The organism is Sphingomonas hengshuiensis (genome assembly GCF_000935025.1).
Lineage (GTDB): Bacteria > Pseudomonadota > Alphaproteobacteria > Sphingomonadales > Sphingomonadaceae > Sphingomonas > Sphingomonas hengshuiensis.
Map to the genome: position 1 here is coordinate 4,284,476 of NZ_CP010836.1, position 18,706 is coordinate 4,303,181.

Sequence of the window (18,706 nt, forward strand, 5' to 3'; positions counted from 1 at the left end):
TCTGGTCGCGTACAGGTCGCCTCAGGCGGCCTGGGGCAGTGCCGCCTTCGCCTGCGCGATGATCGCGCTAAACGCCGCGCCTTCGTGCATCGCAATGTCGGCCAGGACCTTCCGGTCGAGCTGAATGCCCGCCAGCTTGAGCCCGTGCATGAACTGCGAATAGGTCAGGCCCTCGGCGCGGACGCCGGCGTTGATACGCTGGATCCACAGGCCGCGGAACGTGCGCTTCTTAACCTTACGGTCGCGATAGGCGTACTGGCCGGCCTTTTCTACGGCCTGGCGCGCGATGCGGATCGTGTTCTTGCGACGGCCATAATAGCCCTTCGCCTGATCCAAAATCCGCTTATGCTTCGCCTTGGTGGTCGTGCCACGCTTTACTCGTGCCATCTAGCGGCCCTCCTTACTTCAGGCCGTAGGGCGCCCACTGGCGCACATGGGCAACATCGGCATCGGCGAGCACAGACGTGCCGCGATTCTGGCGGATATACTTCGCGTTGTGCGAAATCAGTCGGTGGCGCTTGCCGGCGACTCCATGCTTCACCTTGCCAGTGGCGGTGAACTTGAAGCGCTTCTTCACGCCGCTCTTCGTCTTGAGCTTGGGCATTTTCGTCTCCTTATGGTTCGACGATTGCGAACAGCCACGGCAGCCCTAATGGCCGGACGGTCCCTCGATCGCGGAAAGGCGGGCGCATAGCCCAAGGGTTCGGGCTTTGCAACCCGCGCGCCGAACCGCTTCGCACTTGCGATATGCGACGAGGCGAGTATTGGAGCCGATGGGCGGCGGCAACAGCGGCTGCCCGAAAACTTGCGCCGGTAACGGGAATGCAGTGCGGGCCCTCGCGGCCTTATTCTGCGGCTATCCCTGTAACTGTAAGCGGCGAGTTCGGCGTGCTGGCGGCCCTATCGGAGCCGCAGCCACTGGGAGTGATCCCGGGAAGGCGCATGCCGGGCGGTGACCCGTGAGCCAGGAGACCGACCGACGCATGTCGCTCTTGCCGGGCTCAGGGATTGGCCAGGCGCGGAAGGTTTCTGTCTGAGCGACAGCAGCGGCTCGGGGCCGCTCCGGTGGATGCCGGCGGGCGCGTTTTGTGCCCCGCCGCCGGCATGCCCGGCCGCGTGCGCGGAGGTCCCGGCCTGGTTCGCTCGGGTACGCAGGACCGTTTCGACATGAAGACCCTTGTTTCCACAGCCGCGCTCGCCGCGTGCCTCCTCCCCTATGCCGCCGCCGCCCAGAGCGCCGACCCGGACACCGACAGCGAAGCGCTGATCGTCACCGGCACGCGCAGCGCGCAGCCGATCGCCGTCGACCGGTTCGGCGGATCGGTGACGGTGATCGACGAGAAGACGCTCGACCAGCGCCAGGTGCGCGAGATCGCCGATGTGCTCCGCGACGTCCCCGGCGTCGCGGTCAGCGGCGTCGGCGGCCAGACCCAGATCCGCATCCGCGGGACCGAGGCAAATCAAGTGCTGGTGCTGATCGATGGCATCGAAGTCTCCGATCCCTATTCGGGCGAGTTCGACTTTGGCAGCCTCGCCGCCGATTCGGCCGCCCGCGTCGAAGTGCTGCGCGGCCAGCAGAGCGCGCTGTACGGATCGGACGCGATCGGCGGCGTGGTGCAGTATATCACGCTCGACGGGCGCGAGGCACCGGGCTTCCGCGTCCGTGCCGAGGGCGGATCGTTTGGCACGTTCAACGCAGCAGCCCGCGCGGCGGGCACCAAAGGTGCGTTCGACTATGCGCTGTCGGCAACCCGCGTCGAAACCGATGGTGCCCCCGGCACGCGTGACGGCACCCGCAACCTCGGCCACACGAGCAATGCGCTGTCGGCCAAGCTCGGCTGGTCGCCCAGCGCCACATTCCGACTGACCGGCGTGGGCCGCTATGCCCGCACCGTCAGCGATTATAACGACCAGGATTTCGATTCGACCAGCCCGACCTTCGGCTATGCGGTCGATTCGCCCGGCAATTATGTCCGCAATCGCGGGCTCTATGCGCTGGTGCGCGGTGAGCTTGCCCTGCTCGACGGGCGCTGGACCCAGGCGGTGAGCGCACAGGTCGCCGATACCAAGCGCGACGGCTTCGACGCGGACGAAGCCAGCTATGGCAATCGCGGCACCCGGCTCAAGGGCTCCTATGAGACGACGCTACGCGCGACGACGGGCGCGCTTCAGCACAGCCTGACCCTCGCGTTCGATGCCGAGCGCGAGCGTTTCCGCAACGCCGACCCGAGCGGCTATGGCTTTAATGGCTGGCGGCGCACCGACAATCTCGGCTTTGTCGGCCAGTACGGGCTGAGCGCGGGCGCGCTTTCGCTCGGCGGGTCGGTGCGGCGCGACAGCAACAGCCGGTTCGCGGATACCACCACCTATCGCGTCCAGGGCAGCTATGGCTTCGACTTCGGGCTGCGGCTGCGCGCGGCGGCGGGGTCGGGCGTCAAGAATCCCGGCGCGACCGAGCTGTTCGGCTATGTCGACGGCAAATATATCGGCAATCCGAACCTCAAGCCCGAACGGTCCGAGGGCTGGGAGGCCGGCGCCGAACAGAGCCTGCTCGGCGAACAGGTCACGATCGGCGCGACTTATTTCCAGAGCGTGCTCAAGAACGAGATCTACACCACCTATCCCGCCCCGACCTATGTCGCCACGCCCGGCAACCGCGCGACCGACTCGCGCCAGCACGGCGTCGAGACCTTCCTGCGCGCGCGGATCGGCGATGCCTGGCGTGTCGACCTGGCCTATACCCACCTCAAGGCACGCGAGAACGGCGTGCGCGAAGTGCGGCGTCCGGACGACATCGGCAGCGCGTCGCTGGCATGGCGCGCGCCGGGCAATCGCGGCGGGCTGACCTTCACCGTGCGCCATACCGGGCAGCAGACCGACTTTGCCTATACCGACCCCAGCTTCGTGCCGGTCACCGTGCGGCTGAATTCGTACACTTTGGGCCAGATCGCGGGCGATTGGGACCTGGGCAGCGGCGTCGGGCTGTTCGCGCGGGTCGAGAACGCCTTCGACGCCAAGTACGAACAGGTGTTCAGCTTCACCAATCCCGGCACGGCGGCCTATGCCGGCGTCCGTGCAAGCTTCTGATCGGGAGGGCGCAATGAACGATCGAAACGTACAGCGCGAGGGCGCGCTGCAATGGGGATGGTCGGCTGCGATTGCGGTCGCCGCAGTGGCGGGGAGCGTGGTGACCGCGTGCATGATGCCCTTCGTCGCGGTGGCGGTGATGGCGGCGGCGACGCTGCGCGCGCCACAGGCAGTGGCGACCGTCGCGGTCGCCTGGGCGGCGAACCAGCTGCTCGGATTCGCGCTGATGGGCTATCCGATGACCGACTATGCGCTGGGCTGGGGCCTGGCGCTGGGCGCCGCGAGCATGGCGGCGCTGGGGATTGCCATCGCGATCCTGCGCCGCGGCGTGTGGGACGCCCGGCTGGTGCTGGCCGCGCTCGCCGGGTTCGGCGGGTTCGAGCTGCTGCTCTATGGCTATGCGCATCTGGCGGGCGGGCTGGGGACCTTCACCCCCGCGATCGTCGGTCAGCTCGCGCTGAACGAAGGGCTGTGGCTCGCGGGGCTGCTCGCCGCGCGCGCGCTGCTCCACCGCGCGGCGCCGGGGCTGGTGCCCGCGCTCGGCATGGGCGCGCGATGACCGAAGCGCTCCGCATCGTATCGCTGCTCCCCAGCGCCACCGAAGTCGCGGTGGCGCTGGGGCTGGGCGATTCGCTGGTGGGGCGGTCGCATGAATGCGACTTCCCCCGGTTCGTCGCGGACCTGCCGGTCTGCACCGCGACCAAGCTGGAAAAGGGGCTCCGCTCGGTCGAGATCGACCGGCGGGTGCAGGAGATCGTGCGCCAGGGGCTGTCGGTCTATGAAGTCCATGCCGAGCTGCTGCGCAGCCTGAAGCCCGACGTGATCCTGACCCAGACGCAATGCGCGATCTGCGCAGTGACGCCTGCGGACCTCGAGGAATCGCTATGTGATTGGGCGGGCACCGCACCCGCGCTGATCTCGCTCGCGCCCGATACGCTGGGCGATGTGTGGGACGATTTCCGCCATGTCGCCAAGGCCGTCGGCCGCGTCGCCGAGGGAGAAAAGGTGATCGCCGGGCTCCAGGCGCGGCTGGCGCAGATTCGCACCGAGTCGCGCCGCCGGGGCGCGGTACCGCGCGTGGCGGCGATCGAGTGGTTCGACCCTTTGATGGCGGCGGGAAACTGGGTGCCCGAACTGATCGCCTGCGCCGGCGGCGACCCGCTGTTCGTAGCACCCGGCGAACATTCGCCGTGGTTAGACTGGGGCGCGCTGGTCGCGACCGATCCCGATGTCATCGTGATGATGCCGTGCGGCTATCAGATTCCGCAGAGCCTGGCGGATATCCAGTCGGTGATCGGCGATCCGCGCTGGAACGGGCTGTCCGCGGTCAGGAAGGGCCATGTGTTCCTCGCCGACGGCCATCATTTCTTCAACCGCCCCGGCCCGCGACTGGTCGAATCGGCGGCGATCCTGGCCGAGATTTTCGACGTCTGGGCACAGGGTGGCGCCGATTCGGGCGAGGGCTGGATGCGGGTGACCGAGTAGCGGGGGGCTTACCCCGCCTCGGCGATCAGCGCCGCCGCTTGCGGCCCGTCCCATTCCATCCCGCCGGTGACGCGCCACACTTCGCGGCCCGCAGCGTCGAAAAGGATCGTCGTCGGCAGGTTGAGCCCCAACCCCAGGCTGAACCCCGTTTCGGGATCGAGATAGGGCTCCAGCGCCTTGAACTTCGCCTGCGCGAAGAAGGGCGTGACCTTTGCGGCGCCCTCGATATCCTGGCTGACCACCAGCACCTTCAGTGCATCGCCGCGCGCCACCGCGAGCGCGTCGAGCGTCGGCATTTCCTTGACGCACGGCGCGCACCAGGTCGCCCAGAGGTTGAGCAGCACCGGCTTTCCCCGGAAGCTGGCGAGCGTCACCTTGGCGCCCTTGGGATCGAGGAACGGCGTGGTGGGTGCCGCCTCGCCCTTGTGGCTGCGATCGATATTGGGGCCGGGCGCGGGGGCGGTTGCGTTGGCAACGCTCTCGTTCGCTTGCTGCGGAGCCTGGGATTGCCTATCGCACCCGGAAATTACGGTCGCGGACAGCAGGAGAAGCGCGATTTCTGAGCGCAAGGACAGCTCCAATGCAATGTGGGGGGGGCGTTTCGCCGAAGGACCCTCTGCGGTGATGCGGGAGATAAACGCCTCGATCCCCTTCGACAAGCGGATGTGGCAGCAGGATATTCGCGGCAGCCGCGCGCATGTCGCGATGCTCGGGCAGCAGGGCATCGTCGCGCCCGAGGATGCCGCCGCGATCGCAGCCGGGCTGGAGCAGGTCGCCGCCGAGTTCGAGGCAGCGGGCGTCCCCGACGACCTTGCGCTCGAGGACATCCACATGCTCACCGAGGCGCGGCTTTCCGACCGGATCGGGCCGGTCGCGGGGCGCCTCCACACCGCGCGCTCGCGCAACGACCAGGTGGCGACCGATTTCCGCCTGTGGGTGCGCGACGCGATCGACCAGGCCGAGGCCGCGCTGGGCGCGCTCCAGGACGCGCTGCTCTCGCGCGCCGAGGAGCATGCCGACAGCGTGATGCCCGGCTTCACCCACCTCCAGGTCGCGCAGCCGGTGACGCTGGGGCATCATCTGATGGCCTATGTCGAGATGGTCGCGCGCGATCGCTCGCGGCTGACCGATGCGCGCGCGCGCATGAACCTGTGCCCGCTGGGCTCGGCTGCGCTGGCGGGCACGGGGTTTGACCTCGATCGCGGGATGACCGCCGCCGCGCTCGGCTTTGACGGGCCGACGCGCAATTCGCTCGATTCGGTGTCCGACCGCGACTTTGCGATCGAATATCTGACCGCGGCGGCACAGACCGCGCTCCACCTGAGCCGGCTGGCCGAGGAATTCGTGATCTGGGCCAGCCAGCCCTTCGGCTTCGTCTCCTTGAGCGATCAATGGTCGACCGGCAGCTCGATCATGCCGCAGAAGCGCAATCCCGATGCGGCAGAGCTGGTGCGCGGCCATTCGGGGCGCATCGTCGGCAGCCTGGTCAGCCTGATGATCACGATGAAGGGCCTCCCCCTCGCCTATTCGAAGGACATGCAGGACGACAAGCCGCCGGTGTTCGAGGCGCACGACCTGCTCGGCCTGTCGATCGCGGCGATGACCGGGATGGTCGAAAGCGCGACCTTTCGCACCGATCGGATGCGCAGCGCCGCCGAGGCGGGGTTCTCCACCGCCACCGACCTGGCCGACTGGCTGGTGCGCGAAGGCGGCATCCCGTTTCGCGAGGCGCACCACATCACCGGGCGCGCCGTCGCGGCGGCGGAGGCGGCGGGTATCCGGCTCGATCAGTTATCGATCACCCAACTCAAGGAAATCGACGACAGGATCGACGATCGCGTATACGGCGTGCTCAGCGTCGAGGCGTCGGTATCCAGCCGCACCAGCTTCGGCGGCACCGCCCCGGTGCGGGTGCGCGAGGCGATTGCCGCGGCACGCCGGGGACGCGAGGAGGACGTGCGATGAAGCGATTGCTGCCCCCGATGCTGCTGGCCGCGCTGGTGCTGGGCGGTTGTGGCGCGCGCGAGGCATTGGCGCCACCCACCGGCCAGGCGATGCCCCCCGCCCCCTATGGCGCGACCGCGACCCCGACTGCCGACGACCTGCTCGGCCCGCCCGACCAGACCCGCCCGGCGCGTAGCGACGACCTGATCCAGAGTTCGGAGAAACGGCGCACCGACAAGTTCGATCTCCCGCCCAACTGAATTCGGAATCCCATGGACCATTTTTCCCTGATCGACGGCGAACTGCATGTCGAGAATGTCCCGCTCGCCCGCATTGCCGAGGCGGTGGGCACCCCCGTCTATGTCTATTCAACGGCGACCTTCCAGCGCCACGCCCGCGTGTTCCGCGACGGGCTGAAGGACGTGCCGCGTACGCATCTGGCATTCGCGGTAAAAGCCAATCCCAATCTGGCGGTGCTGCGGCTGCTCGCCAATGAAGGCTTTGGCGCCGATGTGGTGTCGGGCGGCGAGCTGGAACGCGCGCTGGCCGGGGGCATGGCCGCGAAAGACATCGTGTTCTCCGGGGTCGGCAAGACCCGCGCCGAGCTGGCGCAGGGGCTCGATGTCGGGATCGGCCAGTTCAACCTCGAGCTGGAGGAAGAGGGCGTCGTGCTGGCGCAGCTCGCCGCCGCACGCGGCATCCGGGCACCCGCCACGCTGCGCGTAAACCCCGATGTCGACGCGGGCACGCACGAGAAGATTTCGACGGGCAAGGCCGAAAACAAGTTTGGCCTTCCGATCAGCGAGGCGCGCGCGATCTTCGACCGGCTCGCGCCGCTGCCCGGGCTCGATCTGCGTGGGATCGCGGTGCATATCGGTAGCCAGCTCAGCAGCCTGGACCCGCTCGAAAAGGCGTTCTCGCGCCTCGGCGACCTGATCGCGGAACTCCGCGCGGCGGGGCATAGCATCACCCATGTCGATCTGGGCGGCGGGCTGGGCGTGCCCTATCGCGCCAGCGACAACCCGCCGTCGCCTGCCGAATTCGGCGCGATGGTGGCGCGGGTGACGCGCGACTGGGACGTCGAGCTGATGTTTGAGCCGGGCCGGGTGATCTCCGCCAATGCCGGCGTGCTGCTGACCCAGGTGCTATGGGTCAAGCCGGGGGTGGTGCATCCCTATGTCATCGTCGATGCAGCGATGAACGATCTGGCGCGGGTCGCGCTGTACGACGCCTATCATGATTTCGAGGCGGTACGCCCGACCGGCGCGAAGATGATCGCCAATGTCGCCGGGCCGGTGTGCGAAAGCAGCGACGTGTTCGCCAAGGGGCGCGAGATCGACGTGGTGGCCGGGGGCGATCTCGCCATCTTCCGCTCGGCGGGGGCCTATGGCGCGACGATGGCGAGCACCTACAACAGCCGCCCGCTGGTCCCCGAGGTGCTGGTCTCCGGCGACCGGTTCGAAATCGTCGCCAACCGCATCTCCGCCGCGACGATCATGGGCGCCGAAACGGTCCCGGACTGGCTGAAATGAGCCTCCACGCCCTGCCGCTGTTCGTGAAGCTGGCGGGGCGGCCGGTCATGCTGATCGGCACGGGCGAGGCGGCGGACGCCAAGCGGCGCCTGCTCGAACGTGCCGGCGCAGTGATCGTCGATGAAGCGGCGCAGGCCGCGCTGGCGATCGTCGCGCTCGACGACCCGGAGCCCGTCGTGGCGCGGCTGCGCGCGCGCGGGGTGCTGGTCAATGCCGTCGATCGTCCTGCGCTATGCGACTTCACCCTGCCGGCCATCGTCGATCGCGATCCCGTTCTGGTCGCGATCGGCACCGGCGGGGCATCGGCAGGCATGGCGGCGGCGCTGCGCCAGCGGCTCGAGGCGCTGCTCCCCGCGAGCCTGGGCCCGCGCGTCCGCGCGCTGGCGGCGGCGCGCGATGCGATCCGCGCGCGCTGGCCCGAGGCTGGCGAACGGCGGCGCGCACTCGCCAACGCCTTCGCCGGGCCGCTCGACCCGCTGACCGAGGCTCCGGCGGACGCCGTCGACACCTGGCTGGCGGCGGAGGACACGCCGCAGGAGGGCGGGCTCTTGCGTTTCCGGCTGGCCTCGCCCGATCCCGACGATCTGACGCTGCGCCAGGCACGCGCGCTTGCGCAGGCCGACCGGGTCTTCCATCGCCGCGACGTGCCCGCCGCCCTTCTCGACCGCGCCCGCGCCGATGCCGAGCGCATCGCCTGCGACGCCCCACCCGCCGCACCCGGCGACGGCCTTGCGGTCGATCTGGAAATGGCGCGATGAGCGGCTTTGCCTATGTCGTGAAGGACGGCAAGGCCGAGGCACGCTCGCTCAAGCAGGCGGTCCATGACGCGGGCGACCTGACCTGGGTCCACCTCACCACCAATGACGAGCGCGCCAAATTATGGCTGGGCGGCGAGGCGAAGCTGTCGGCTTATGTCATCGAGGCACTGACCGCCGTCGAGACGCGCCCGCGCTGCGATGCAGTGGGGACCGGCGCGGTGATCAACCTGCGCGGGCTGTCGTCGGACCCGCTCGAAGCGTCGGACCCGCTGGCGTCGATCCGCATCTATGCTGTGGGCAAGTGCGTGTTTTCGGTCACCCGCAAGCAGCTCACTGCGCTGCCGCCGGTGCGCGAGCTGGTCGAGGGCGGGCAGATCCTCGACCCCGGCGACCTGATCGCCGCCTTTGCGCAGGAGATCACCGAGGAACTCGATCCGATGGTCGCGACGCTGGGCGACACGCTCGACGATTGCGAGGAGCAGATTGCCGAGCACAAGGCCTTCGCGCTGCGCCGCCGGGTCAACCAGACGCGCAGCCAGGCGATTGGCTATCGCCGCTTCCTCAACCCGCAGCGCGCGGCGCTGGAGAAGCTCGCCGCGCTGCCCGGCGACTGGCTGCGCGACGATGACCGGCTGCACCTCAGCGCCGCCGCCGACCGCGCCGCCCGGATGGCGGAGGAGCTGGAAAGCATCCGCGAGCGCGCCGCGCTGACGCACGAGACGCTCACCGACCTGCGCGCCGAGCAGATCGACCAGCGATCGCTGATGATCGCGATCGTCGCGATGGTGTTCCTCCCGCTGACCTTCCTCACCGGGCTGTTGGGAATGAATGTCGACGGCATCCCCTATGCGCACGAGCCCTGGGCCTTTTGGGGCGTGGTCGGAGTCTCCGTGGCGCTCTCGGGCGGGATCAGTGCGTATTTCATCCGCCGCCACTGGTTCGACGGATAGGGTTCAGCCCCGGCTCTGCAGCCGATCGAGTTCATCATGGAGCCCCTGGACCGAGGCGATCAGCCGGGCGCGGTCGGCGCGGGCGCTGACCAGGTCGGCACGCATCTCGCCCAGTTCGATGGCCCGCGCGGCGATCCGCGCGTCGAGCGCCAGGTTGCTGCGCTTGAGCGTGTCGATTCGGGCGGCGCGGCCCAGAATCCGCTCGATCCGCGCCGCAAGCACCGCGAAGTCGCAGGGTTTCGCCACGCAATCATCGGCCCCCGCGCGCAATGCCTGGACGATCGCGTCGGGCTCGCCGCGCGCGGTGAGGAACAGCAGCGGCAGGTCGGCAGTGTCGCGCGAGCCGCGGATTTCCTGCACCATGTGCAGCCCGCCCAGATCGTCGCCGGTCCTGTCGAGCAGCACCAGATCGAACCCGCGCCCGGCGATCAGTTCGAGCGCCTGGCCGCTCGAATCGCTGAGCACCACCATATAGCCGAGCTGCCCCAGCGGCTGTGCCAGCGCGTTCAGACTCGGGCGATCATCGCCCACCGCGAGGATCGATCGCGTCGCGCGGCGGCGAGGCCCGCTCAGCTGCTGGCTGGATACATGCTCCATGTGCGACCCCGATATGCTCTAGGATCAACACGCTAGGGTAAAGCCCTCACGAAAACGTTAAGCGCTTCCGCGGGGGCACGGCACGCGCTCAGCGCGCGAGAAAGCCGAAGATCTGGTCGACCATGATCGCCATTGGCGCCGCGCTCTGGGCCACGGCTTCGGGTTCGGCGGTGTTGATCGCGAGCCCCATCGGAGTCGGCCAGCCGCGCAGCGCATGCGTCACGGTGCGCAGCGCATGGAGCGTCGAGACCGCCCCCTGCCACCCGGCGCCGGTTGCGATCAGCCCGACCGGCATCCCGTCGAAATAGACGCGATCGTGGGTCCGCAGCTCCTCGACATAGTCGAGCGCGTTCTTGACCATCCCCGACAGCGTGCCGTGATAGCCCGGCGAGCCGACGATCACTGCATCGGCGGTGCGCAGCGCGTCGAGATAGCGCCCGATCGCCGGCACCGCCTCGTGCGGGCCGGGCTCGTAATGCGGGAAGGCGATGTCCGGCCCGGTGAACAGGCTGGTGCTGGCGCCGCGCGCGCGCGCAAGATCCAGCGCGGCGGACAAAAGCCGCCCGGTCGAGGAGTCGGGCCGAAGGGTTCCGCCCAGGGCGACGATATGCGGTGCGCTCATGCCGCTGCCGCTAGCGCAAAGCGGATGCCCGCGCCAGTATCCCCGCGTGGCGCCGGATGCACCGCCGAGCTATGGTCGCGCCGGGACACAGGCGGGGACAGGCGATGGTGGATTCGACACGGGGGCCGCTGACGGGGGTGCGAATCGTCGAGTTCGATACGCCCGGCCCGGTCTCGCTCGCCTGCATGCTGCTTGCGGACATGGGCTGCGACGTCATCCGCATTCGCCGCGACGGCCCCGATTCGGGGGCGGTGGCGCCGATCCTGTATCGCGGGCGCAGCGACGTCACGCTCGATCTGACCAGCGTCGCGGACCGCGAACAGGCGCTCGCGCTGGTCGCGCAGGCCGATGGCGTGGTCGAGGGATTCCGCATCGGGGTCGCCGAACAGCTCGGGCTCGACCCGGCGCGCTGCCTCGCCGCCAACCCGCGACTGGTTTATGGCCGCACCAGCGGCTGGGGACGCGACGGGCCGCTCGCGGGCACCCCCGGCAACGATATCAACCATCTGGCGCTGTCGGGGGCATTGCACGCGATCGGGACCCCGGCGTCGCCGGTGCCGCCGCTCAACCTGATCGGCGAATATGCCGGCGGGGCGATGTTCCTCGCGCTCGGGATGGTCGCGGGCATCCTCGCGGCACAGGCGACGGGACGCGGCCAGGTGATCGAGGCGGCGCAGATCGACGGCGCGGCGGCGCTGATGACGCTCTATTACGCGCTGCACGGCGCGGGGCGCTGGGCCGATGCGCGCGGCGCGAACCTGATTGACGGCGGGGCGCCCTTTTATCGCTGCTACGCCTGTGCCGATGGGCGGCATGTCGCGGTGGGCGCGCTGGAGCCGCATGCTTATGCCGCGCTGTGCAACGGGCTCGGCATCGACCCTGCCCGGTTCGAGCAATATGACCGCGCCGCGTGGCACGACATGGCAACGGCATTTTCCGAAGGCTTCGCCACGCGCGGGCGCGACGAATGGGCCGCGCATTTCGGGCAAGGCGAGGCGTGCGTGACCCCCGTGCTCTCGCTGGCCGAAGCCCCGCTCCATCCGCATAATCGCGCCCGCGAGACCTTTGCAGCGCCCACCGGACGGATGCAGCCCATGCCCGCCCCGCGCTTTTCGTCGGCGGCGGGCGGCGTCCCCACCGGCGAGACGACGAGCGTCGAGGCCGTGCTCGCCCGCTGGGGCTAGCCTAGCCGCGCAGCTGTGCCCAGGCGCCGGCGATCTCGTCCAGGCTCGTTGCGGCGTCGCGGAAGGGCTGGGGGTCGGTGCCCAGGCTGGCGCGGACCACGTCCTGCCGCAGCCCATGGTAGAAGGTCGCCAGCGTCCGAGACACCGCCCCGCCACGCTCGAAATCCAGCCCCGCCTCGAGCGCGAACAGCACCGAGGTTGCACGCGCGATGCGCTCGCTCTTGACCGCAAACTGGCGCTTCTCGGTGGCCCAGGCGGCTGCGCGCAACGCCGCAGCGCCCTCCTCGTACAGCAGCCCGACCAACGCATGCGGATCGCTGGCAGCCGTGCGCCCGGCGATGTCGATGCGGCGATAGGTAGCGGCAGGGTTGCCCGCCAGTGTCGAGGCGTAGCGAGTCATCAGTCGTCCGAGTTCCAGGCGTCAACCTGCTGGGTCAGATAGTCCTGGGTGGATTTATACGCCGCGACCTTCGCATCCATTGCGCCATATTGCTGGGTCAAGCGCGTCCGCATCGTCTCGGTCGCAGTCGCGATCTCGTCCTTTGTTTCGGCGATCGCCGTCTGCGCCTTGGTATATTTGGCTTCGCTGGCCCCCAGCCCGGTCGTCGTGCTGGTCGCCGCGGTCGTGATCGCCGCCAGCGCTTTCGAAAGCCCCGCGCCCGAGGCGAAGATCGCCTCGACATTCTGCGGATAGGTGGCGAGCACCTTGGAAACGCGCGTATCGTCGACCTTCAGCGTGCCGTCCCGCTGCGTCGCGATGCCCAGATCGGCAAGCGTGCTGGGCGAGCCCGACTCCGCATCGGGCACCAGCGCGGTCAGCATCAGCGACCGGAGCTGGCGCAGCACGTCCTTTGCCGCAGGATCGCTGCGCAGCGTGCCATCCTTGGCGTCGACCGCGTCGCTGAACGACGTGACCAGGTCGTTATAGGTCGTGACGAAGCTGCTTATCGTGCTGGTGAGCGTCGCCGTGGGGAAGGTCGACCCGATCGTGACCTTCGTGCCCTCGGATGCGGAGATGAGGTCGACCTTCACGCCATCGAACAGGCCATAGACCGTGTTGGTCGGGTAGCTGAGCTCGACGCCGTCGCTGACGACAATGGCGTTCTGCGCGGCGGTGCTGATCGTCGATCCGGTGGCCGTGCGCCCGATGTCGAGCGCGGCGAGATCGCCAGTGCCGACCAGTTCGAACGCCTGCGACTTGCCCGTCGCGCCCTTCACCACCAGCCGCGCGCCGTTGGTGTCGCTCACCACCGACGCGGTCACGCCGGCCTTGGCGGCGTTGATCGCGCTCGCGATGCCCGACAGCGACGCATTGGACGAATCGATCGTGATCTCGACCGGGCTGCCGCCACCCGCGGTGAAATCGGTCATCGCGCCGCCCTCGACGGTCGCGGTGCCGAAGGTGAGCGTCAGCGTGCCCGTGCCGACGCTGGTCGTCGATCCGCCCGCAAAGGCCGCGCTGCTCGCGACCTGCGCCTGCGCGCGCTGGCGCACCTCGAGCGTTCCCGAGAGCCCGGTCAGGTCCGCGCCCGCAAGCCGCGTCACCGCGACGACGCTGGTGTTCGAGCTGCTCGGTTGCGTCGCCAGCGTGCCGCCTGCGGTGAGCGACGTCAGCGCGGTCGAGAAATCGCTGATGCTGCTCTTGAGCTCGGAGACCTTGGAGATCTGGGCGGTGAGCGTCTCGGTCTTCTTGGTCACCGCATTGTTCTTGGCTTCGAACGAAGCCTCGACCAGCGAGTTGACGAGCGCGGTTATGTCGATCCCCGACCCGGTCCCCAATGTCTTCGCAATCGATTCGATGGCCATGAAAATTCCCCTGATCCGATAAGCGACCGCGCGGCGGCGCGCTTTAGGCCGGCTGGCCGATTTTGCGGCCGTTTTCGTCGAACAATGCCGTCTCCGGCACGCGCACCGACGGCGCTGCGGCGGCGCCGGCGCCCGCATTCACGCCGAACACGAAGGCGAGCACCGTCGCGATCGCGAGGTACAGGTCGTCGCGCACCTCCTGATTCTCGCGGCTGGTGTAATAGACGGCACGCGCCAGGCTCGGATATTCGAGCACCGGCACGTCCAGCTCGGCGGCCAGTTCGCGGATCGCCAGCGCAGTCGCCCCGCGCCCCTTCGCCACCACCACCGGCACCTTGTCGCGGCCCTGGTCGTAGCGCAGCGCCACCGCGAAATGGGTCGGGTTGGTGAGCACGACCTGCGCGGTCGCCACGGTCTTGCGGAAGCCGCCCTTCAATATCTCGCGCTGGCGCTGGCGCAGCATCCCCTTCAGCTCGGGCGAGCCTTCGGTTTCCTTGTGCTCGTCCTTCACTTCCTGTTTCGACATGCGCAGTTGCTGGAGGTGGCGCAGGATCTGGATCGGCAGGTCGACGCCCGCGATCAGCACCAGCCCCGATGCCATGACGAATAACAGGGTCACGAACTGGCTGCCCATCGCGCCGACCGCGCCGTTGAGGTCCGCCGAGACGAGCCCCATCGCGCGCTGCGTCATCGACCATAGCATCCACGCGCCGATCGCGCCGAGCAGCACGACCTTGAGCAGCGACTTGCCCAGCTCGATCAGCCCGGTGGGGCCGAACATCCGCTTCAGCCCGGCGCCGGGATTGATCCGCGAGCCCTTGGGCGCGAACGACTTGCTGTTCCAGCCGAACGATCCGAGCGCCGCCTGGCTGGCGATCGTGGCGATCATCGCCCACACGAACAGACTGATCAGCGCCGGGGCGAGCTTCCACCCGGCCGAGGCCAGCGGGCGCCAGGGTTCGAAATCCTCGACGTCGCGCAGATCGAACGAGAAGCTGGCGATCATCACTGCCTTGCACGCCGCGATCAGCGAAGGGCCGAAAAACGCCATCCATGCGCACCCCGCCAGGATGACCAGCGCAGTGCCGAAATCCTTCGACTTGAGAAGCTGGCCGTCCTCTACCGCCTTGCGCTTGCGCTTGGGGGTTGGGGCTTCGGTCTTTTCGCCGGCGCTCTCCGACATCAGCCGAGCACCAGCCGGGGCACCGCATCGAGACTTTCTCGAATGATTACAAGTAGATAGTCACCCATCGCTGGCAGCGCGAGCAGGATCGCGACGACCCCCATCGCCAGGCTCGCGGGGAGGCCGACCGCGAACAGATTGAGCGCGGGCGCGGCGCGGCTGAGCATCCCCACTACGATGTTGAGGCACAGCAGCAGGAAGCCGACCGGCAGCGCGAGCAGCAACCCGGCGAGAAACGCATAGCCGCCGAACAGCGCGATGCCGAGCAGCCGCTGCGGCGCGATCCAGTCTCCCGGCGGCATCACCTCATAGCTGCGCATCACCAGATCGACGAGGACGAGATGCCCGTCCACCGCGAGGAACAGCAAGGTGAGCAGCAGCGACAGGAACTGGCCGAGCGCCGGGCTGCTATGCCCGCTCGCCGGATCGACGGCATTGGCGAAGCCCAGCCCCATCGACATGCCGATGACCTCGCTGGCGATCAGCGGGGCTGCGAACGCGATCTGGAGCACGAAGCCGAGCGCGAGCCCGATCAGTGCCTCTGCCCCGACCGCGACGAAGGTGTTGACTGCGAAAATCTGGGGCGGGGGGACGATGTGGGCGGCGTTGACCACCAGCACCCCGATCGCCCCGGTCAGCGCGATCCGCGCGGGCAGCGGGATGGCGACCGCGCTGAACACCGGCGCCGCGAGGAACGCCGCGCCCACACGCACCATCGCGAACAGCAATGCCCAGAGCTGCGGCTCGATCGAGAGGCCGAAGCCCATCAAAATCCCTCTCCCATCGGGAGAGGGAGGGAGCCGCCAAAGGCGGCGGAAGGGTGAGGGCAGGATGAGACAAACACCCTCACCCTCCCACTCGGCTGCGCCGAGCGGGCCCAGTTTCGGGTCAGCAACGCCCCGCGTTGCTGAGGCCATGCTGGGGGCATGGCCGACCCGAAACTCTCTCCCGCTGGGAGAGGGCAAATTGTCACTTCACCAGGTCCGGGATGCGCTCGAAAATGCTCGTCGTGAAATCGCCGAGCAGCCCCAGGATCATGCCGCCGAAGATCACCAGGCTGACCCCCACGACGATCAGCTTGGGGACGAAGGTGAGCGTCTGTTCCTGGATCGAGGTCGCGGCCTGGACCATGCCGAGGATCAGCCCCGCGAGCAGCGCGGGGATCAGGATCGGCGCCGATGCCAGCGCGAGCACCCACATCGCTTCGCGCGCTACTGTCAGGAAATAATCGGCGTCCATCGCTTAGCTCGCAAAGCTGGAGGCAAGGCTGCCCATCGTCAGCGCCCATCCGTCGACCAGCACGAACAGCAGCAGCTTGAACGGCAATGAGATGATCGTCGGCGACATCATCATCATGCCGAGGCTCATCAGCACGGTGGCGACGACGAGGTCGATGACGAGGAAGGGCAGGAAGATCAGGAACCCGATCTGGAACGCGGTCTTCAGCTCGCTGGTGACAAAGGCGGGGAGCAGGACCGAGAAGGGCACGTCGTCGGGGCTGGCATAGGGGCCGCTCTTGGCCATGTCGGCGAACATCTTCACGTCGCGGTTGCGGGTCTGCTTGATCATGAAGCCGTGGAGCGCGGTGCCGGTGCCCGAAATCATCTGGGTCGCGGTGATCCGCCCTTCCGCATAGGGCTGGATCGCCGTCACGTTCGCCTGGTTCACCACCGGCGCCATCACGAAGAAGCTGAGGAACAGCGACAGCCCGATCAGCACCTGGTTGGGCGGGGTCTGTTGCAGTCCCAGCGCCTGGCGCAACAGCGACAGCACGATGATGATGCGGGTGAAGCTGGTCATCATCAGCACGATGCCGGGCAGGACCGACAACAGCCCCATGATGATCAGCACCTGGAGCGACAGGCTGAGCGGCGCATTGCCGCCGCCCAGATCGCCCAGCGCGCGATCGACCGCGTCGCCCATACCCGGCGTGGCCGCCGGGGCGGGTAGCGGGGCGCCCTGTGCAAAGGCAGGGCCTGCGAACAGGATCAGAAAGCCGAGCAGCGCGACGAACAGCGCGGCGCGCGTGCCGATCGTGCGCGGGGCCGGAAGCAGCACGCGCATCACCGCGCCGCCTTATCCACCAGCGTCACCCCGGTCCGGCTGACCGACAGGAGCAGCTTCGCACCCTCGAACTCCACGACCGCGAGGCGCAGGCCGGGGGCGAGCATCATCGTCTCCTTGACCTGCACCAACCGCTCGCCCTGCTGCCGGGGCAGCCGTGCCTCCAACTTGCGCCACGCATAGAGGCAGCCGATCAGCAGCCCGCAGACCAGAGGCAGCAGGATCACCAGCTTTAGGATATACGACCACATCATGCGCGTGCGGCCCGCTTGTCGGGGCTGACCAGCTCGGTCATGCGCACGCCGAATTTCTCGCCCACCGTCACCACTTCGCCGCGGCCGATCAGCGTGCCGTTGACGAACACGTCGAGCAGCTCGTTGGCGTCGCGGTCCAGCTCGATCACGCTCGTCTCGCCCAGCGCGAGCAGCTCGCGCAGGCTGAGCGACGTCGAGCCGATCTCGACCGTCAGCTTGACGTCGACATCCTGGAGCAGCCGGAAATTGGCGGCGAGCGCGGAATCGATCGGGAAACCCCCGGTCATCTCGGTCATCGGAAATCCTCTTCGGTAAGCGGTTCGAGGCTGGTGAGGCGCACCGCCGCACGGCCATTGGCAGTGCCGACCAGCCCGGTGCCGAGGCGGCGCGACGCCACCATCACCGGGACTTCGGCACCGAATTCGATCGGGATCACGTCGCCCGCCTTGAGCTCGAGCAGGCGGCCCAGCGACAGCACCGGCTCGGCCAGTACCGAGCGGACCGGCAGCCGCACGTTCATCACCGCGCGGGTCAGCCCGGTGCGCCAGCGCGGCTCGACATCCTCGGCGACGCCATGGACCTTGACGGTGAGCGCGGCGCCATGCGGCTTGAGCGCAGCCATGGGATAGAGGATGTCGACGAAGCGCGGCTTGGCATCACCCTGCGCCATGCCGAAGCGCGTCACGACGACGGGATCGTCGCCGCCCAGTTCGGGCTGTGCCGCGATGTTTGCCTCGACGGCGCGAAAGCCGATGCGGACCAGCGGTTCCCAGGCGGCATCGAGCGGGGCGACGAGCCCCTGGCCCAGCCGGGCGACCAGCGCCTCTGCCGCCGGCGTGAATTCCTCGGGCATCTGCGCCGGTGCCTCGCCCTCACCGCCGAAAAAGGCGTCGAGCATTTCCAGCACCAGCCGCGCGTCGAGCACCAATTGCGCCTTGCTCCGCGCGCTGCCCATCGCCAGCGGCTGCCACGCCGTAAGCCCGGCGCCGCGCTCGGCCTTGTAATCCGCGAAACGCTCGACGGTGAGCGGTTCGGCCCAGACGCGCAGGTCGCAGCGCAGCATCGCCTCGAACACGCCCTTCAGCGACTTGGCCAGCCGCGCGCTCAGATGCTGGAGCGTGACGAGGTCGCCGAACGGATTCGGGTTCGCCGCGCCCAGCGCCGGCGCGTGTTCCGCGCCGGCCCGGGGGCGTTCCCGCCGTTCGGCAGCCGGAGTGTCTGAAGGGCTGTTAACCATGCC

At 68.5% G+C, this 18,706-nt stretch carries 23 protein-coding genes and 1 riboswitch; of the genes, 9 read left to right on the forward strand and 14 right to left on the reverse strand.

The genetic code is table 11. From position 1 onward, the window contains the following. Positions 1 to 21: 21 nt before the first annotated feature. Together rplT and rpmI are read right to left on the reverse strand one after the other, a co-directional pair. Positions 22 to 387 carry a 50S ribosomal protein L20 gene (gene rplT / locus TS85_RS19385; protein WP_044334397.1) on the reverse strand — a complete coding sequence of 122 codons (366 nt, stop codon included), beginning with the start codon at positions 385 to 387 and terminating at the stop codon, positions 22 to 24. A 13-nt stretch (positions 388 to 400) separates the two neighbouring features. Next, complete coding sequence (gene rpmI / locus TS85_RS19390; RefSeq protein WP_044334398.1) at positions 401 to 604, reverse strand: 50S ribosomal protein L35; 204 nt, start codon at positions 602 to 604, stop codon at positions 401 to 403. Between the two features lie 190 nt (positions 605 to 794). Next, positions 795 to 995, forward strand: a riboswitch (cobalamin riboswitch). 172 nt (positions 996 to 1,167) lie between these two features. Here rpmI and TS85_RS19395 point away from each other — a divergent pair. From TS85_RS19395 to TS85_RS19405, 3 genes are read left to right on the forward strand one after another with little or no spacing between them, the layout of a single operon-like run. Further along, complete coding sequence (locus tag TS85_RS19395; protein ID WP_044334399.1) at positions 1,168 to 3,087, forward strand: TonB-dependent receptor plug domain-containing protein; 1,920 nt, start codon at positions 1,168 to 1,170, stop codon at positions 3,085 to 3,087. A gap of 13 nt (positions 3,088 to 3,100) precedes the next feature. Continuing rightward, complete coding sequence (locus TS85_RS19400; RefSeq protein WP_052508028.1) at positions 3,101 to 3,646, forward strand: hypothetical protein; 546 nt, start codon at positions 3,101 to 3,103, stop codon at positions 3,644 to 3,646. Beyond that, positions 3,643 to 4,572 (forward strand): cobalamin-binding protein, encoded by a 930-nt coding sequence (locus tag TS85_RS19405; RefSeq protein WP_044334400.1) that lies wholly within the window; start codon positions 3,643 to 3,645, stop codon positions 4,570 to 4,572. The genes TS85_RS19400 and TS85_RS19405 overlap by 4 nt, the downstream gene beginning before the upstream one ends. An 8-nt stretch (positions 4,573 to 4,580) precedes the next feature. Here TS85_RS19405 and TS85_RS19410 read toward each other — a convergent pair whose 3' ends face one another. After that, positions 4,581 to 5,141: a TlpA family protein disulfide reductase gene (locus tag TS85_RS19410; protein ID WP_320407129.1), complete on the reverse strand. Its 561-nt coding sequence runs from the start codon at positions 5,139 to 5,141 to the stop codon at positions 4,581 to 4,583. A 16-nt stretch (positions 5,142 to 5,157) separates the two neighbouring features. Between TS85_RS19410 and argH the strand changes: the two genes are divergently transcribed. From argH to TS85_RS19435, 5 genes are read left to right on the forward strand one after another with little or no spacing between them, the layout of a single operon-like run. Continuing rightward, positions 5,158 to 6,537, forward strand: coding sequence for an argininosuccinate lyase (gene argH, locus TS85_RS19415; protein WP_044334401.1), 1,380 nt, complete (start codon positions 5,158 to 5,160; stop codon positions 6,535 to 6,537). After that, a complete protein-coding gene (locus TS85_RS19420; protein WP_044334402.1) occupies positions 6,534 to 6,776 on the forward strand; it encodes a hypothetical protein in 243 nt (80 codons plus the stop codon). The genes argH and TS85_RS19420 overlap by 4 nt, the downstream gene beginning before the upstream one ends. A 12-nt stretch (positions 6,777 to 6,788) precedes the next feature. After that, the gene (lysA, locus tag TS85_RS19425) at positions 6,789 to 8,048 is read left to right on the forward strand and encodes a diaminopimelate decarboxylase (protein WP_044334403.1); all 1,260 of its coding nucleotides are present in this window, start codon (positions 6,789 to 6,791) and stop codon (positions 8,046 to 8,048) included. Next, a complete protein-coding gene (locus TS85_RS19430; protein ID WP_044334404.1) occupies positions 8,045 to 8,806 on the forward strand; it encodes a precorrin-2 dehydrogenase/sirohydrochlorin ferrochelatase family protein in 762 nt (253 codons plus the stop codon). Before lysA ends, TS85_RS19430 begins: the two co-directional genes overlap by 4 nt. Further along, positions 8,803 to 9,756 carry a zinc transporter ZntB gene (locus TS85_RS19435; protein ID WP_044334405.1) on the forward strand — a complete coding sequence of 318 codons (954 nt, stop codon included), beginning with the start codon at positions 8,803 to 8,805 and terminating at the stop codon, positions 9,754 to 9,756. Before TS85_RS19430 ends, TS85_RS19435 begins: the two co-directional genes overlap by 4 nt. A gap of 3 nt (positions 9,757 to 9,759) precedes the next feature. Here the strand turns inward: TS85_RS19435 and TS85_RS19440 are convergent, their stop codons facing one another. Together TS85_RS19440 and TS85_RS19445 are read right to left on the reverse strand one after the other, a co-directional pair. After that, on the reverse strand, positions 9,760 to 10,353 hold the full coding sequence (locus TS85_RS19440; protein WP_044334406.1) for a response regulator transcription factor: 594 nt from the start codon (positions 10,351 to 10,353) through the stop codon (positions 9,760 to 9,762). A gap of 88 nt (positions 10,354 to 10,441) precedes the next feature. Next, positions 10,442 to 10,975, reverse strand: a complete 534-nt coding sequence (locus TS85_RS19445) for an NADPH-dependent FMN reductase (protein WP_044334407.1) — start codon at positions 10,973 to 10,975, stop codon at positions 10,442 to 10,444. 104 nt (positions 10,976 to 11,079) lie between these two features. Between TS85_RS19445 and TS85_RS19450 the strand changes: the two genes are divergently transcribed. Further along, positions 11,080 to 12,159 carry a CaiB/BaiF CoA transferase family protein gene (locus TS85_RS19450; RefSeq protein ID WP_044334408.1) on the forward strand — a complete coding sequence of 360 codons (1,080 nt, stop codon included), beginning with the start codon at positions 11,080 to 11,082 and terminating at the stop codon, positions 12,157 to 12,159. 1 nt (position 12,160) lies between these two features. Here TS85_RS19450 and TS85_RS19455 read toward each other — a convergent pair whose 3' ends face one another. The 9 genes from TS85_RS19455 to TS85_RS19495 all read right to left on the reverse strand — a co-directional run bounded on the left by TS85_RS19455 (position 12,161) and on the right by TS85_RS19495 (position 18,703). After that, a complete protein-coding gene (locus TS85_RS19455) occupies positions 12,161 to 12,559 on the reverse strand; it encodes a flagellar export chaperone FliS (RefSeq protein ID WP_044334409.1) in 399 nt (132 codons plus the stop codon). After that, complete coding sequence (gene fliD / locus TS85_RS19460) at positions 12,559 to 13,965, reverse strand: flagellar filament capping protein FliD (RefSeq protein ID WP_052508029.1); 1,407 nt, start codon at positions 13,963 to 13,965, stop codon at positions 12,559 to 12,561. Before fliD ends, TS85_RS19455 begins: the two co-directional genes overlap by 1 nt. A 43-nt stretch (positions 13,966 to 14,008) precedes the next feature. Continuing rightward, the gene (flhB, locus tag TS85_RS19465; protein WP_044334410.1) at positions 14,009 to 15,148 is read right to left on the reverse strand and encodes a flagellar type III secretion system protein FlhB; all 1,140 of its coding nucleotides are present in this window, start codon (positions 15,146 to 15,148) and stop codon (positions 14,009 to 14,011) included. Further along, the gene (gene fliR / locus TS85_RS19470) at positions 15,148 to 15,915 is read right to left on the reverse strand and encodes a flagellar biosynthetic protein FliR (protein ID WP_052508030.1); all 768 of its coding nucleotides are present in this window, start codon (positions 15,913 to 15,915) and stop codon (positions 15,148 to 15,150) included. Before fliR ends, flhB begins: the two co-directional genes overlap by 1 nt. 202 nt (positions 15,916 to 16,117) lie before the next feature. After that, the gene (fliQ, locus tag TS85_RS19475) at positions 16,118 to 16,387 is read right to left on the reverse strand and encodes a flagellar biosynthesis protein FliQ (RefSeq protein WP_044334412.1); all 270 of its coding nucleotides are present in this window, start codon (positions 16,385 to 16,387) and stop codon (positions 16,118 to 16,120) included. 3 nt (positions 16,388 to 16,390) lie between these two features. Then, the gene (fliP, locus tag TS85_RS19480) at positions 16,391 to 17,212 is read right to left on the reverse strand and encodes a flagellar type III secretion system pore protein FliP (RefSeq protein WP_044334413.1); all 822 of its coding nucleotides are present in this window, start codon (positions 17,210 to 17,212) and stop codon (positions 16,391 to 16,393) included. Beyond that, positions 17,212 to 17,439 (reverse strand): flagellar biosynthetic protein FliO, encoded by a 228-nt coding sequence (locus TS85_RS19485; RefSeq protein ID WP_227698545.1) that lies wholly within the window; start codon positions 17,437 to 17,439, stop codon positions 17,212 to 17,214. The genes fliP and TS85_RS19485 overlap by 1 nt, the downstream gene beginning before the upstream one ends. A 23-nt stretch (positions 17,440 to 17,462) precedes the next feature. Beyond that, positions 17,463 to 17,762, reverse strand: a complete 300-nt coding sequence (gene fliN, locus TS85_RS19490) for a flagellar motor switch protein FliN (protein WP_044334416.1) — start codon at positions 17,760 to 17,762, stop codon at positions 17,463 to 17,465. Beyond that, on the reverse strand, positions 17,759 to 18,703 hold the full coding sequence (locus tag TS85_RS19495) for a flagellar motor switch protein FliM (protein WP_044334418.1): 945 nt from the start codon (positions 18,701 to 18,703) through the stop codon (positions 17,759 to 17,761). Before TS85_RS19495 ends, fliN begins: the two co-directional genes overlap by 4 nt. Positions 18,704 to 18,706 lie beyond the last annotated feature (3 nt).

What these genes read in the sequence shown, in the direction of transcription:
- fliP (WP_044334413.1), bottom strand. Translation starts at nt 17,212, where the DNA reads ATGCGCGTGCTGCTTCCGGCCCCGCGCACGATCGGCACGCGCGCCGCG.
- fliD (WP_052508029.1), bottom strand. Translation starts at nt 13,965, where the DNA reads ATGGCCATCGAATCGATTGCGAAGACATTGGGGACCGGGTCGGGGATC.
- lysA (WP_044334403.1), top strand. Translation starts at nt 6,789, where the DNA reads ATGGACCATTTTTCCCTGATCGACGGCGAACTGCATGTCGAGAATGTC.
- TS85_RS19405 (WP_044334400.1), top strand. Translation starts at nt 3,643, where the DNA reads ATGACCGAAGCGCTCCGCATCGTATCGCTGCTCCCCAGCGCCACCGAA.
- flhB (WP_044334410.1), bottom strand. Translation starts at nt 15,148, where the DNA reads ATGTCGGAGAGCGCCGGCGAAAAGACCGAAGCCCCAACCCCCAAGCGC.
- TS85_RS19440 (WP_044334406.1), bottom strand. Translation starts at nt 10,353, where the DNA reads ATGGAGCATGTATCCAGCCAGCAGCTGAGCGGGCCTCGCCGCCGCGCG.
- TS85_RS19435 (WP_044334405.1), top strand. Translation starts at nt 8,803, where the DNA reads ATGAGCGGCTTTGCCTATGTCGTGAAGGACGGCAAGGCCGAGGCACGC.
- rplT (WP_044334397.1), bottom strand. Translation starts at nt 387, where the DNA reads ATGGCACGAGTAAAGCGTGGCACGACCACCAAGGCGAAGCATAAGCGG.
- TS85_RS19445 (WP_044334407.1), bottom strand. Translation starts at nt 10,975, where the DNA reads ATGAGCGCACCGCATATCGTCGCCCTGGGCGGAACCCTTCGGCCCGAC.
- TS85_RS19400 (WP_052508028.1), top strand. Translation starts at nt 3,101, where the DNA reads ATGAACGATCGAAACGTACAGCGCGAGGGCGCGCTGCAATGGGGATGG.
- TS85_RS19450 (WP_044334408.1), top strand. Translation starts at nt 11,080, where the DNA reads ATGGTGGATTCGACACGGGGGCCGCTGACGGGGGTGCGAATCGTCGAG.
- fliR (WP_052508030.1), bottom strand. Translation starts at nt 15,915, where the DNA reads ATGGGCTTCGGCCTCTCGATCGAGCCGCAGCTCTGGGCATTGCTGTTC.
- TS85_RS19395 (WP_044334399.1), top strand. Translation starts at nt 1,168, where the DNA reads ATGAAGACCCTTGTTTCCACAGCCGCGCTCGCCGCGTGCCTCCTCCCC.
- fliN (WP_044334416.1), bottom strand. Translation starts at nt 17,762, where the DNA reads ATGACCGAGATGACCGGGGGTTTCCCGATCGATTCCGCGCTCGCCGCC.
- TS85_RS19455 (WP_044334409.1), bottom strand. Translation starts at nt 12,559, where the DNA reads ATGACTCGCTACGCCTCGACACTGGCGGGCAACCCTGCCGCTACCTAT.
- rpmI (WP_044334398.1), bottom strand. Translation starts at nt 604, where the DNA reads ATGCCCAAGCTCAAGACGAAGAGCGGCGTGAAGAAGCGCTTCAAGTTC.
- TS85_RS19430 (WP_044334404.1), top strand. Translation starts at nt 8,045, where the DNA reads ATGAGCCTCCACGCCCTGCCGCTGTTCGTGAAGCTGGCGGGGCGGCCG.
- TS85_RS19420 (WP_044334402.1), top strand. Translation starts at nt 6,534, where the DNA reads ATGAAGCGATTGCTGCCCCCGATGCTGCTGGCCGCGCTGGTGCTGGGC.
- fliQ (WP_044334412.1), bottom strand. Translation starts at nt 16,387, where the DNA reads ATGGACGCCGATTATTTCCTGACAGTAGCGCGCGAAGCGATGTGGGTG.
- TS85_RS19495 (WP_044334418.1), bottom strand. Translation starts at nt 18,703, where the DNA reads ATGGTTAACAGCCCTTCAGACACTCCGGCTGCCGAACGGCGGGAACGC.
- argH (WP_044334401.1), top strand. Translation starts at nt 5,158, where the DNA reads ATGTGGGGGGGGCGTTTCGCCGAAGGACCCTCTGCGGTGATGCGGGAG.